Raw genomic sequence first — 13,191 nt, forward strand, 5'->3', positions numbered from 1 at the left:
ATCGCAAACATATCTGATCACGCGGTCAAAAACGGGCAGGTGATTGAAAAGCATCGATTTCCTGCGCCTCCGCAGGCTAACGCCACGGCAACGCGGCTTTACACGCAGCCAGAATCACGACAATTTCGGCGGATGGCTGGGCGCGGCAGCAGAATACAGCGCCGCCCCGATGAACCAGGGAGACATTTCAATGAAACCTCTAAGACATTTCGCAACGGCTGCGGCGATTGTGCTCGGCATGGCCGGCATGGCACCGGCGCAGACGCTCAATTTCGCCTATGACGCCGACCCGGTGTCGCTCGACCCGCATGAGCAGCTGTCCGGCGGCACGCTCCAGCTCTCGCACATGGTCTTCGACCCGCTTCTGCGCTGGAACAGCGAACTGGGCTTCGATCCGCGCCTCGCCGAAAGCTGGGAACGCATCGACGACACCACCATGCGCTTCAAGCTGCGCGAGGGCGTCAAGTTCCACACCGGCAACGACATGACCGCCGAAGACGTGGTGTGGACCATCGAGCGCCTCAAGTCCTCGCCCGACTTCAAGGGCATCTTCGCCGGCTGGGTCTCGGTCACCGCGATCGACGACTACACCGTCGAGGTCAAGACGGACGGCCCCAGCCCGCTGGTGCTGCATACCGCGACCTATGTCTTCCCGATGGACAAAGATTTCTACGAGGAAGGCGGCGCCGAGATCGCCAAGCACGGCGACAGCTTCGCCAGCCAGAACCTCTCGGGCACCGGCCCCTTCACCGTGGCCTCGCGTGAACAGGGCGTGAAAACCGTCTTTGAACGCAACCCCGATTACTGGGACACCGACAGCCCCGGCAACGTGCAGACCGCCGTCCTGACCCCGATCAAGGAGGCGCCGACCCGTGTCGCAGCACTTCTGTCGGGCGATGTGGACTTCATCGCGCCGGTCCCGCCGACCGATCTCGAGCGCATCGAGAACGATTCCAACACCAAGCTCGTGACCATGACCGGCACGCGGATCATCACCCTCCAGATGAACCAGAAGCGCAACGAAGCGCTGGCCGATCCCAAGGTCCGTCAGGCGATCGCCTATGCCATCAACAACGAAGGCATCGTGCAGAAGATCATGAAGGGCTTCGGCACCGTCGCGGCACAGCAGTCGCCCAAGGGCTATGTCGGCCACAACCCGAACCTGAAACCGCGCTTCGACGTGGCCAAGGCCCAGTCCCTGATGGAAGAGGCCGGTTACGCCGATGGCTTCTCGGCAACCATGATGTGCCCCAACAACCGCTACGTGAACGATTTCAAGATCTGCGAAGCGGCAGCGGCAATGCTGGCCAAGATCAACATCAAGATCGACCTCACCACCATGCCCAAGGCGCAATACTGGCCCAAATACGACGAGCGCGCCGCCGACATCATGATGATCGGCTGGCATTCGGACACCGAGGACAGCGCCAACTTCAACGAGTTCCTGACCATGACTCCGGACCCCGACACCGGCCGCGGTCAGTATAACTCGGGCAATTACTCGAATGCCGAGGTGGACGAGCTGACCATCGCGTCGCTGACAGAAACCGATCCCGAAAAGCGCGCAGAGCAACTGCAGCGGGTCGAGGAAATCCTCTACAACGAGGCCGCCTTCATCCCGTTCCACTGGCAGGACCTGGCCTGGGGCGCGCGTAAGGGCGTGATGATCGAAGACGTCGTGAACGTCATGAACTTCCCCTACCTGGGCGACCTCGTCATCGAGGAATAACCCCTCTATCGACCACCGGGGCGGGCTGGCATGGTGTCGGCCCGCCCCTTTTGCAGACGGACAGAGTCACGTGCATATCCTCGCTTTCCTCATACGCCGCGCCGTTCAGGCCGTGATCGTGATGTTCGTCATCTCGCTGATCGGCTTTTCCATCCAGGACAACCTGGGCGACCCCTTGCGCGAACTGGTGGGCCAGTCGGTCTCGGAAGAGGCGCGTGACGACCTGCGCGAGGAACTGGGCCTCAACGATCCCTTTCTCGTGCAATATACCCGCTTTCTCGGGAACGCCCTTCAGGGCGATCTCGGCAATTCCTACTTCTTCAAACGCCCCGCGCTTTCGGTGATCCTCGACAAGTTCCCCGCCACCTTCGAGCTGGTTCTCGGTGCGGTGTTCATCTTCGTGTCGCTGTCGATCCCGGCGGGCATCTATTGCGCCATCAACCGAGATTCGTGGCTGGCGCGCATCATCATGACCGGCTCGATCGTCGGCATTTCCATTCCCGTCTTTCTGACCGCCATCGGCATGGTCTGGCTGTTCGGCGTCGAACTGGGCTGGCTGCCCGCCTTCGGGCGTGGCGACACCTATGAACTGCCCTGGGGCTGGGACACGGGCTTTCTCACATGGGACGGGCTCAGCCACCTGATCCTGCCTTCGGTCACGCTCTCGTCGATCATGCTGCCGCTCTTCATCCGCCTGATCCGCGCCGAGATGATGGAGGCAATGGGCACCGAATATGTCCGCTTCGCCCGCGCCAAGGGGCTTTCGACCCGCCGCGTGCGCTATGTGCACGCCTTCCGCAACACGCTTCTGCCGGTGGTCACGGTGGGCGGGCTCATGATCGGAACGCTGATCGCCTACACGATCCTTACGGAAACCGTGTTCCAGTGGCCGGGCATGGGTTTCCTGTTCCTCGAGGCGGTGAACCGCGTCGATACCCCGCTGATCATCGCCTACATCATCATCGTGGGCCTGATCTTCGTGGTGGTGAATACCATCGTCGATTTCATCTACACGCTCATCAACCCGATGGTGAAACTTCCGGGGGCGAAGGGCTGACATGATCTCTTTCAAAGGCTTTCTCAGACGTTTCTTGTCCGACCCGGTGGCTATCGGGGCGGGGCTGGTCCTGCTGGTGCTGGTGCTGATGGCGGTGCTTGCGCCCTTCCTCGCGCCGCAGGACCCCTATGACCTCATGCAGCTCGACATCATGGACAGCGAATTGCCGCCAAGCTGGAAACCCGGCGGCGACGAGCGCTTCTGGCTCGGCACCGATGCGCAGGGGCGTGGCGTGTTCAGCACGATCATGTATGGCACCGGCATCTCGCTCCTGATCGGGATCGGGGCGGTGATTGTGCAGGCGGTGCTTGGCGTCACGCTGGGGCTGATCGCGGGCTACAAGGGCGGCTGGATCGACAGCTTCCTCATGCGCCTCGCCGATATCCAGCTGTCGCTTTCCACGCTGATGATGGCGATCATCGCGCTCGCGCTGTTCCAGGCGGCGTTCGATGCCAATATCTATGCCGATTACGCGATCGTCATGCTGATCATGGTGATCGGCATCGCCGAATGGCCGAAATTCGCGCGCACCGTGCGCTCCTCGGTGCTGGGCGAAAGGAAGAAGGAATATGTCGATGCCGCCCGCGTCATCGGCCTGCCCCCGCGCAAGATCATGTGGGGCCATATCCTGCCCAACACGCTGACGCCGGTCCTGGTGATCTCGACCATCCAGGTCGCCGAGGCGATCATGATCGAGGCGTCGCTCTCCTTCCTCGGGCTCGGGATGCCGGTGGACCGCCCCTCGCTCGGGTCGCTGATCCGCTCGGGATTCGAGTTCATCTTCTCGGGCTCCTGGTGGATCACCCTCTATCCGGCCATCGTGCTGGTGGCGCTGATCCTGGCGCTGAACCTTCTGGGGGATTGGCTGCGTGACGTGCTCAACCCGAAACTCAGACGGGGGGAAGACTGATGCCCATGCTCGAAGTGCAGGACCTGCATGTCGCATTCCCGCAAGGGCGCAAATCCGAGGTCGAAGCCCTGCGCGGTGTCGACCTGACGCTCGAGAAAGGCGAACGCCTCGGCGTCGTCGGTGAATCGGGCGCCGGGAAATCCATGCTCGCCTTCGCGATCCTGAACCTGATCGCCGAACCCGGCCGCGTGAGCAAGGGCCGGATCATGTTCCACGGCCAGAACCTTCTGGATCTGCCCGAACGCGACATCCGCGCCCTGCGCGGCAACCGGATCTCGATGATCTTCCAGGATCCTATGGTCACGCTGAACCCCGTGCTCAGCATCGGCACGCAGATGATGGAAACCCTGCGCGCGCATCGCCGGATCTCGGGCGCCGAGGCGCGTGCGCTCTGCATCGCCAAGCTGCGCGAAGTGGCGATCCCCTCGCCCGAAAGCCGCCTCGATGCCTATCCGCATGAACTGTCCGGCGGGCTGCGCCAGCGCGTGGTCATCGCCATCGCGCTGCTGACCGACCCCGAGCTGATCATCGCCGACGAGCCCACCACGGCCCTCGACGTGACCATCCAGGCCGAGATCATGGCCCTGATCCTCAAGCTCTGCCGCGAAAACGACGTGGCGCTGATCCTGATCACCCACGACCTCGGCGTGGTGGCCGAAGTCACCGAACGGCTGATGATCATGTATGCCGGCAAATGCGTCGAGACCGGCGCCACCGACGCGATCATCAAGGCGCCCCACCACCCCTACAGCGCGGGCCTTCTGCGGGCGCTGCCCCAGAACGCCGCGCGCGGCACCCGGCTCTACCAGATCCCCGGCTCCATGCCGCCGATCACCGCCCTGCCCACCGGCTGCGCCTATCACCCGCGCTGCGCCCGCGCCACCGCGCTCTGCAAGGCCGAGATCCCGCCCCTCGAGAACGGCGCCGCCTGTTTCCACCCCCTCACCGCACCCGAGGAGGTCCCATGACCACCGGCCCGATCATCGAAACCAGGGGGCTCGAGGTCCGCTTCCCCCTGCCGACCCATTTCCTGAGCCGTCAAAAACCGGTTCTGCACGCGCTCAACGGCGTCGATATCGCCATATCACCGGGCGAAACCTTCTGCGTGGTGGGGGAATCGGGCTGCGGCAAGACCACCCTCGGGCGCGCCATCATGGGCCTGCTCGAACCATCGGCAGGCGAGATCCTCTTCCGGGGCCAGCGCATCGACGGCATGGACGAAACCACCCGCAAGCCGATCCGGCGTGACATGCAGATGGTGTTCCAGAACCCCTATGCCTCGCTCAACCCGCGCCGCAATGTCTACGAGACCCTCGCCGAACCTGTCCGCCACCTGATGCCCGAGAAATCTCCAGCCGAGCTGCGCCAGCAGGTCGAAGAGGTGCTCGACGCCACCGGCTGCGACCCCTCCTGGCAGCGCCGCCTGCCGCATGAATTTTCCGGCGGCCAGCGCCAGCGCATCGCCATCGCCCGCGCCCTGGTGACAAACCCCGCCTTCATCGTCGCGGATGAACCCATCTCGGCGCTCGACGTGTCGATCCAGGCCCAGATCCTCAACCTGTTGACCGACCTTCAAGGCGAACGCGGGCTGACCTACCTCTTCATCACCCACGACCTCAGCGTGGTCGAACATTTCGGCACCCGTGTCGCGGTGATGTATCTCGGGGCCGTGATGGAACTGGCGCCCGCCGAAACCATCTTCGACAACCCCAAACACCCTTATACCCGCCTGCTTCTGGATGCGATTCCAAAGCTCGAAGGCGGCTCTTTCGACAAGCCGCGCACACCGGGCGAACTGCCCGATCCGGTCAACCCGCCGCCCGGCTGCCCCTTCGCGCCGCGCTGCCCGATGGCCGAGGACCTGTGCCGCCGCGACCGCCCGCGCCTGCGCGAGCTGCCCAACGGCACCCACGCCGCCTGCCATTTCGCCGAGTGATCGAAACGATCACCCGGCTCTTCTTCTGTTCCGAAATATCCCGGGGGAGTCGCCCGAGGGGCGACGGGGGCAGCGCCCCCTATTCGCCCTCATCCGCAGGCGACGCATTGAGCAGGCCATAGCGCTCCTGCCCGAGGCTGTCATAAAGGTCGATCTGCGTCTCGAGGAAGTCGATATGCCCTTCCTCATCCGCGATCAGTTCCTCGAACAGGTTCTTCGTGCCGTAATCCGAGACCGACTCGCAATGATCGCGCGCCTCGATATAGAGCGCCCGCGCGTCATGCTCTGCCGCGAGGTCCGCGTCCAGCGTCTCGCGCAGGGTTTCGCCGATGCGCAGCGGGTCCAGCTTCTGAAGGTTCGGATGCCCGCCCAGGAAAATGATCCGCTCGATCAGCTTGTCGGCGTGGTGCATTTCCTCGATGCTTTCGGCGCGGCTCTTGGCGGCGTTGCGGCCATAGCCCCAATCCTCCTGAAGCCGGAAATGCAGCCAGTACTGGCTGACGGCGGTCAACTCGCTCCGCAGCGCCTTGTTCAGATATTCAATGACCTTCTCGTCACCCTTCATAATTCCGTTCTCCCTGTGTCATGGCGCGGCGCAAACCGCGCAATTCCATTGGTACCTCAAATGTGTCGCATGCCCTGAGCTTGTCAATGAACAGCGGCAGACATCCACCGCAGTCGGGCCGTTTGCCAAGCGCGCGATAAACCTTGCCCGGCGTGATGACCGTATCGCGGTCAGCAGCCCGCATCCAGTCCACCGCGCGGCGGATGTCATGATCGGTGATCGACATGCAGTGGCAGATCATCATCGTTTGAAAACCCTTCCGGTTCCATAATTTCTTGCACTTTTCAATGTCGCGTCGCGCTCGCCGGTTCGCCGAAGTCCCGCCCCTGGCGCAATCCGGCCTGATAAAGATACAGCCCCGCCATCCGCGCCGACTCGCTCATCGGCATCAGCAGCGGCCCCTCGACCAGCAGCGAGGCGATCAGCATCGCGTCCTCGCGCTCGCCGGTGGCGGCGACCATGACGAAATGCGCAAGGATCGCCTCATCCAACCCCACACAGCGGCAATGCGCACCGTGGCGGATCAGTTCCCGCCGCCCGTGGCGCTGCACGATGCCCATCACGTCGCCGAAGGCCTGCGCACAGGCGCAGGCGGCCTGTCGGCCCAGCGCGGGCACCAGCAGCGATGTCATCGCATCCGGCCCGGCGCTCCAGGCGCGCAGGCAGCGCACGGCCAACGCCTCGCCCGCCGGCAGCCTGTCCATCGCCGAAACCGGAAAAGCCCCCACCATGTCGCGATCGTGCTTCATTTCGTCAGGATCAACTTGCCCGCGCGGGTGATGCGCAACGTATAGACCTTGCCGTCCAGCACGATGCTGGCGGTCGTCCCGCCCTGCGTCAGCTCGCGCGCATCATGGCAATTCGTATCGGGCAGCAATTCCGGTTGAAGGGAGGTCTGCGCACGGATCATGGCCGCGCCTCCATCCGGTCCAACAGCGCCTCAAGCCAGAAATCGCTGGTGACGCCGCCCTGGAAGGCGGCCGCAAGAAGGTCCCGGCGCATATCGACGCGCCATGAGTCGCGCTCGTTCAGGCGACTGGTCGGGGATGGTGGCGCCATCCGGGCGCGCGAGGACAAGGTTTCGATCATGCCAAAGCTCCAAGTCTGTAAGATCAGATGCCGGCTGACCCGTGCGGGGTGGCTTGGCTGGCTAAACCTGACAAAAAGAAGTGGTCATGTCAATTCCGATTTTTTTAGTCGGAAATCAACCCCGCGCGGATTTTCGCATCTCGAGGGCGCGGTTTTCAGCCGGTCCTGCCGCGCTGCGGTCACATCCGCCAAAAAGGTGACATCACTCGCGCTGCATGCTGGCCATGCGGGTTTTGCCTGCCCTATAGTGAAGGGCAAAACAGGATCGGGCCTCGAAGAGGGTGAATATGTCGCTCCATCCCACACGGCAGATGCCGGTCGTTCTGCGCACGCAGTCCAAGACGGATGTCCGGACGCAGTTTTCGGCGCTGTGCTACCGATTCTCCAAGGACAAGCCCGAGATCCTGCTGGTCACCAGCCGCCGTTCAGGGCGCTGGATACTGCCAAAGGGCTGGCCGATCGACGGCCAGACACCGGGCGAAGCCGCCCTCACCGAAGCCTGGGAAGAGGCCGGGGTGATCGGCAAGTCCTCGGAACAATGCATCGGCCTCTATGCCTATGCCAAATCCGCCGACCCCGTAGGCTCGCTGCCCTGCCTGGGGCTGGTTTTCCCGGTCAAGGTCAAGTCGCTGGCCAAGGAATTTCCCGAAAAAGGCCAGCGCCGCCGCCAGTGGTTCCGCCCCAAGAAGGCCGCAAGCCGTGTCAGCGAACCCGAACTGGCGCAGATCCTTCGCCACTTCGACCCGAAACGGCTTTTGCGATAGGCAAACACACAGATGCGGAGCGGGGCGCGGAACGTCGCAAAGACTCTTGATTGCCAGGGGGTTTGACCTAAATATTGCAACGGTTTGGCGTGGACATGTGATGATAAAATTTACCCTGAAATGTGACCGGGACCACCGCTTCGACAGCTGGTTTCAATCCGCTGCCGCCTTTGAGAAACTGGCAGCGACCGGCAATCTCAGCTGCGCGATCTGCGGCTCGGGAACAGTCGAAAAGGCGATGATGGCGCCCAGCGTGGCGCCACGCGGACTGAAGGATAAACATGCCCCTGCCCCTGCGCACGCCGCGCAGGATGTACCCCGCGCCCAAGGCACCCCCGGCGCGCTACGCCAGCCCGCCAATCAGGCCGAGCAGGCTTTGGCCGAGCTGCGCAGGCATGTCGAGGCGAACTCCGAATATGTCGGCATGAATTTCGCCCATGAGGCGCGCCGCATTCATGACGGCGAGACCCCCGAACGCTCCATCTATGGCGAGGCCCGCCCCGACGAGGCCCGCAAGCTGATCGAAGACGGCGTGCCCGTCGCCCCCCTGCCCTTCATACCGGGCCGGAAATCGAACTGACCGCCACCTCCCGCACCTCTCACTACCCAAAGGAACCGCCCATGCATGTCGTCATCACCGGCGCCAATCGCGGCATCGGCCGCGCCCTCTTCGACCATTACCGCGCCCTTGGCCACAGCGTCACCGGCACCGCGCGCAATGACGCGGAATTCGCCCGCCTCGATGTCAGCGACCCCGACAGCGTGACCGCCTTTGCCCAGGGCCTCGCCGGCCAGCCGGTCGATCTGCTGATCTGCAATGCCGGCTTCTATGGCGACAAGCATCACAAGCTCGATGGCGGTTACCCCGCAGAGATGTGGGCCGAGACCTTCGCCACCAACGTGACCGGCGTGTTCCTGACCATTCAGGCGCTTCTGCCGAACCTGCGCGCCGCGCCCGGCGCCAGGATCGCTATCATATCGAGCCAGATGGCCAGCCATACGCGCGCGCCGGGCCGCAGCTTCATCTACTGCGCCTCCAAGGCGGCGGCGCTCAACCTCGGACGCAACCTCGCGGTCGACCTCAAACCCGAGGGCATCGCGGTCGGCATCTACCACCCCGGCTGGGTGCGCACCGACATGGGCGGCGAGGCGGGCGACATCAGCGCCGAGGAGTCCGCCAGCGGCCTTGCCGAACGTTTCGACGCCCTGGACGCCGACACGACCGGCTGCTTCCAGACATGGGACGGGCGCGACCACCCCTTCTGATGCGCTGCGAAACCGCCTGTCCGGGCGGGTGAGTGGCATTGTCGCTCTTGCCCTTGCGCGCAAGCCCGCGTAAACCCCGCTCGATTGACGACAGGGACGCAGACATGCCCGTTCTCGTGATGAAATTCGGCGGCACCTCCGTCGCCACGCTGGATCGCATCCGCCGCGCCGCCAAGCGCGTCGGTGTCGAGGTGTCCAAGGGTTACGACGTGATCGTGATCGTCTCGGCGATGTCGGGCGAAACCAACAAGCTCGTGGGCTATGTCAACGAAACCTCGCCGATGTACGACGCGCGCGAATACGACGCCGTTGTCAGCGCCGGCGAAAACGTCACCGCCGGGCTGATGGCCCTGACGCTTCAGGAAATGGACGTGCCCGCGCGCAGCTGGCAGGGCTGGCAGGTGCCGGTACGCACCACCTCGGTCCACTCCGCCGCCCGGATCGAGGAAATCCCCACCGACAACATCAACGCCAGGTTCGCACAGGGCATGCGCGTCGCCGTCGTCGCGGGCTTCCAGGGCGTCAGCCCCGAGGGCCGCATCACCACGCTCGGACGGGGCGGCTCGGACACCACCGCCGTCGCCTTCGCCGCCGCCTTCGGCGCGGATCGCTGCGACATCTACACCGATGTGGACGGCGTCTATACCACCGACCCGCGCATCGCCGACAAGGCCCGCAAACTGGATCGCATCGCCTTCGAGGAAATGCTGGAACTGGCCTCGCTCGGGGCCAAGGTGCTGCAGACCCGCTCGGTCGAACTCGCGATGCGCTACAATGTGAAACTGCGCGTGCTCAGCAGTTTCGAGGAACAGTCGGATGACGCGGGCACCCTTGTCTGCTCCGAGGAGGAAATCATGGAATCAAACGTCGTCAGTGGCATCGCCTATTCGCGCGACGAGGCGAAGATGACCCTTATCTCGGTCGCCGACCGCCCCGGCATCGCCGCCGCCATCTTCGGTCCGCTGTCCGAAGCGGGGGTCAATGTGGACATGATCGTGCAGAACATCTCGGAAGAGGGGCGCACCGACATGACCTTCTCCTGCCCCACGGATCAGGTGCTGCGTGCCGAAAAGGCGCTGGCCGCCGCCAAGACCCGCGGCGAGGTCAACTACCACGATCTTGTCGCCGACACCAATGTCGCCAAGGTCTCGGCAGTGGGAATCGGCATGCGCAGCCAGTCGGGCGTCGCCGCCACCATGTTCCGGACGCTCTCGAACGAGGGGATCAACATCAAGGTCATTGCAACCTCCGAGATCAAGATTTCCGTGCTGATCGACCGGAAATACATGGAACTTGCGGTTCAGGCACTGCATGATGCCTTTGAATTGGATAAAGTGGCCTGACGCCTGCCTCCTCCCGGAACAGGCGCCTGGATAACCCACGACAGCGGCCAGGGACGCACGGCATTCGCGATGAGTCATAATTTCCAGACAGACAGCCGCCAGATGCTGGGGCGCCTGCGCGCCGTCATGGCCGAGGACGCCGCCGGCCAGCAACGGCTGGATCGCATCACCACCCTCATCGCCGAGGAAATGCGCACCCAGGTCTGCTCGATCTACCTGTTCCGCGACGAAGACACGCTCGAGCTCTGCGCCACCGAGGGTCTCAATCCGCAAGCCGTGCATGAAACCCGCATGCGCCTTGGCGAGGGGCTCGTGGGGCGCGTGGCACGCACCGGCAAGATCATCAATACCGACGATGCGCCCGGCACGCGCGGCTTTCGCTTCATGCCCGAAACCGGCGAAGAGGCCTATTCGGCCTTTCTGGGCGTGCCGATCCAGCGGCTTGGCGAGATGCTGGGCGTGCTGGTGGTGCAGTCCAAGGCCGCGCGCTCCTATTCCGACGACGAGATCTATGCGCTGGAAGTGGTGGCGATGGTCATCGCCGAAATGGCCGAACTCGGCGCCTTCGTCGGCGAAGGCGCGGCAATGTCGGCACGTCACCAGCAGGCCGTGCTGTTTCGCGGCACCAGCGCCCAGGAGGGCGCGGCCCAGGGGCATGTCTGGCTGCACGAACCGCGCGTCGTCGTCACCAACCCGATCGCCGACGATCCGCACCGCGAACTCGAGCGCCTGCGCCAGGCGGTCGAAGAGCTGCGCATTGGCGTCGACCGGATGCTGTCCAACGCGGCCAGCGGCGACAACGAACAGCTCAAGGTGCTGGAAACCTACCGCATGTTCGCCAATTCCAAGGGCTGGATGCGGCGCATGGAAGAAGACATCAGCCGCGGCCTCTCCGCCGAGGCCGCCGTCGAGAAAGAGCAATCCACCGCCCGTTCCCGGATGACCCGTGTCACCGACACCTATCTGCGCGAACGGCTGCACGATCTTGACGATCTCAGCAACCGCCTGCTGCGCATCCTGACCGGGCAAGGCAACCAGACCGGCGCCGAGATGCCCCCCGACCCGATCCTGGTCGCACGCAATATCGGGCCGGCGGAATTGCTGGATTATGGCCGCGCCCTCAAGGGGATCGTGCTTGAGGAAGGCTCGGTCGGCAGCCATGCGGCAATCGTCGCGCGGGCGCTGGCGATCCCGCTGGTGATCCATGCGCAGCGCGTCACGACCGAGGCGCTGAACGGCGATCACATTCTGGTCGATGGCGATCAGGGCATTGTCCACCTGCGCCCCGACGACACCGTCGTGAACGCCTTTCGCGACAAGATGGCGATGCAGGCGCAGGCGCAGGAACGCTATACCTCGATCCGCGACAAACCCGCCGAAACGCTCTGTGGCACGCGCATCGCGATGCACATGAATGCCGGTCTGATGGCCGACCTGCCCTCGCTGGTCAGTTCGGGTGCCGAGGGCGTGGGGCTGTTTCGCACCGAGCTTCAGTTCCTCGTGCGCAGCCACATGCCCAAGCGCGCCGAGCTGAGCGAACTTTACGCGCGGGTGATGGATGCCTCGCAAGGGATGCGGGTGGTGTTTCGCACGCTCGACATCGGCTCCGACAAGGTGCTGCCCTACATGAAGGCCGTGAACGAGCCCAACCCGGCGCTTGGCTGGCGCGCGGTGCGCGTCGGGCTCGACAAGCCGGGCGTGATGCGCATGCAGCTTCAGGCGCTGATCCGCGCCGCCGCCGGGCGACCCCTCAGCGTGATGTTCCCCTTCGTCGCGCAGCGCGAGGAATACACCGCAGCGCGCGCCGAAATGGACAAGGCGCTGGAACGCGAACGTATCCTTGGCCACCCGCTGCCCGAAAGCCTTGAGGTGGGGGCGATGCTGGAAACCCCATCCCTCGCCTTTGCGCCGGACAGTTTCTATTCCGAGGTCGATTTCCTGTCGATCGGCGGCAATGACCTCAAGCAGTTCTTCTTCGCGGCGGACCGCGAAAACGAACTGGTGCGGCGCCGCTACGACACGCTGAATGTCAGCTTCCTGACCTTCCTCGAAGGCATCGTGAACCGCTGCACGGCGCTTGGCACGCCGCTCAGCTTTTGCGGCGAGGATGCCGGCCGCCCGATCGAAGCCGCCTGCTTTGCGGCCATCGGCCTGCGCACCCTGTCGATGCGCCCCGCCTCGATCGGCCCGGTCAAGTCGATCCTGCGCCGCACCGACCTTGTCGAACTTCAGGGCGTGATCCACGACGCGCGCAGCAGCGGGGTGCAATCGGTGCGCCCCGCCGTGATGGAATACCTGCGCGGCAAGCTCTGATCGGGGGCGCTGCCCCCGCCGCGGCCAGGGCCGCGACTCCCCCGAGGTATTTTCCGCCAGATGAAGTGGTTTGCGTTCGGTACGGATTGGCGGCGTTTTTGTACCAAATGCCAGCGCGCGCTGCGTTAACCGGGGTGGTTTCGGTGCATGATACCGACGCGATACCGACGTGGTGCCGATGCAATACCGAGGCCGGTTTCGTCTGTTAATACTGGGGTT

At 64.1% G+C, this 13,191-nt stretch carries 15 protein-coding genes; 10 read left to right on the forward strand and 5 right to left on the reverse strand.

The genetic code is table 11. The features are described from left to right. The first annotated feature begins 190 nt into the window (after window positions 1-190). The 5 genes from ROH8110_RS13770 to ROH8110_RS13790 all read left to right on the forward strand — a co-directional run bounded on the left by ROH8110_RS13770 (window position 191) and on the right by ROH8110_RS13790 (window position 5,632). Complete coding sequence (locus ROH8110_RS13770) at window positions 191-1,729, forward strand: ABC transporter substrate-binding protein (protein ID WP_085818516.1); 1,539 nt, start codon at window positions 191-193, stop codon at window positions 1,727-1,729. Window positions 1,730-1,799: 70 nt separating this feature from the next. Beyond that, a complete protein-coding gene (locus ROH8110_RS13775) occupies window positions 1,800-2,786 on the forward strand; it encodes an ABC transporter permease (RefSeq protein WP_245962860.1) in 987 nt (328 codons plus the stop codon). 1 nt (window position 2,787) lies between these two features. Further along, on the forward strand, window positions 2,788-3,696 hold the full coding sequence (locus ROH8110_RS13780) for an ABC transporter permease (protein ID WP_085818291.1): 909 nt from the start codon (window positions 2,788-2,790) through the stop codon (window positions 3,694-3,696). Beyond that, a complete protein-coding gene (locus ROH8110_RS13785) occupies window positions 3,696-4,664 on the forward strand; it encodes an ABC transporter ATP-binding protein (protein ID WP_085818292.1) in 969 nt (322 codons plus the stop codon). The genes ROH8110_RS13780 and ROH8110_RS13785 overlap by 1 nt, the downstream gene beginning before the upstream one ends. Further along, entirely contained in the window at window positions 4,661-5,632 is a 972-nt protein-coding gene (locus tag ROH8110_RS13790) for an ABC transporter ATP-binding protein (protein WP_085818293.1), read from the forward strand. The genes ROH8110_RS13785 and ROH8110_RS13790 overlap by 4 nt, the downstream gene beginning before the upstream one ends. A 79-nt stretch (window positions 5,633-5,711) precedes the next feature. Here the strand turns inward: ROH8110_RS13790 and bfr are convergent, their stop codons facing one another. From bfr to ROH8110_RS13815, 5 genes are read right to left on the reverse strand one after another with little or no spacing between them, the layout of a single operon-like run. Beyond that, on the reverse strand, window positions 5,712-6,197 hold the full coding sequence (gene bfr / locus ROH8110_RS13795) for a bacterioferritin (RefSeq protein WP_085818294.1): 486 nt from the start codon (window positions 6,195-6,197) through the stop codon (window positions 5,712-5,714). Next, window positions 6,187-6,441 (reverse strand): (2Fe-2S)-binding protein, encoded by a 255-nt coding sequence (locus ROH8110_RS13800; RefSeq protein ID WP_085818295.1) that lies wholly within the window; start codon window positions 6,439-6,441, stop codon window positions 6,187-6,189. Before ROH8110_RS13800 ends, bfr begins: the two co-directional genes overlap by 11 nt. Window positions 6,442-6,481: 40 nt before the next feature. Beyond that, a complete protein-coding gene (locus tag ROH8110_RS13805; protein ID WP_085818296.1) occupies window positions 6,482-6,946 on the reverse strand; it encodes a hypothetical protein in 465 nt (154 codons plus the stop codon). Next, window positions 6,943-7,107: a hemin uptake protein HemP gene (hemP, locus tag ROH8110_RS13810; RefSeq protein WP_085818297.1), complete on the reverse strand. Its 165-nt coding sequence runs from the start codon at window positions 7,105-7,107 to the stop codon at window positions 6,943-6,945. The genes ROH8110_RS13805 and hemP overlap by 4 nt, the downstream gene beginning before the upstream one ends. Then, window positions 7,104-7,286, reverse strand: coding sequence for a hypothetical protein (locus tag ROH8110_RS13815; RefSeq protein WP_085818298.1), 183 nt, complete (start codon window positions 7,284-7,286; stop codon window positions 7,104-7,106). The genes hemP and ROH8110_RS13815 overlap by 4 nt, the downstream gene beginning before the upstream one ends. Before the next feature lie 287 nt (window positions 7,287-7,573). Here ROH8110_RS13815 and ROH8110_RS13820 point away from each other — a divergent pair, with 287 nt between their 5' ends. The 5 genes from ROH8110_RS13820 (at window position 7,574) to ptsP (ending at window position 12,972) form a co-directional block, all read left to right on the forward strand. Next, window positions 7,574-8,050: an NUDIX hydrolase gene (locus tag ROH8110_RS13820; protein WP_085818299.1), complete on the forward strand. Its 477-nt coding sequence runs from the start codon at window positions 7,574-7,576 to the stop codon at window positions 8,048-8,050. Between the two features lie 100 nt (window positions 8,051-8,150). After that, entirely contained in the window at window positions 8,151-8,630 is a 480-nt protein-coding gene (locus ROH8110_RS13825) for a DUF1178 family protein (RefSeq protein ID WP_085818300.1), read from the forward strand. Window positions 8,631-8,671: 41 nt separating this feature from the next. Then, a complete protein-coding gene (locus ROH8110_RS13830) occupies window positions 8,672-9,316 on the forward strand; it encodes an SDR family NAD(P)-dependent oxidoreductase (RefSeq protein WP_085818301.1) in 645 nt (214 codons plus the stop codon). Between the two features lie 104 nt (window positions 9,317-9,420). After that, window positions 9,421-10,659, forward strand: coding sequence for an aspartate kinase (locus ROH8110_RS13835; protein ID WP_085818302.1), 1,239 nt, complete (start codon window positions 9,421-9,423; stop codon window positions 10,657-10,659). Window positions 10,660-10,728: 69 nt separating this feature from the next. After that, window positions 10,729-12,972, forward strand: a complete 2,244-nt coding sequence (gene ptsP / locus ROH8110_RS13840) for a phosphoenolpyruvate--protein phosphotransferase (RefSeq protein ID WP_085818303.1) — start codon at window positions 10,729-10,731, stop codon at window positions 12,970-12,972. Window positions 12,973-13,191: the final 219 nt, after the last annotated feature.

The sequence above is a fragment of the Roseovarius halotolerans genome (assembly GCF_900172255.1).
In the GTDB taxonomy this organism is placed as follows: Bacteria; Pseudomonadota; Alphaproteobacteria; order Rhodobacterales; family Rhodobacteraceae; genus Roseovarius; species Roseovarius halotolerans.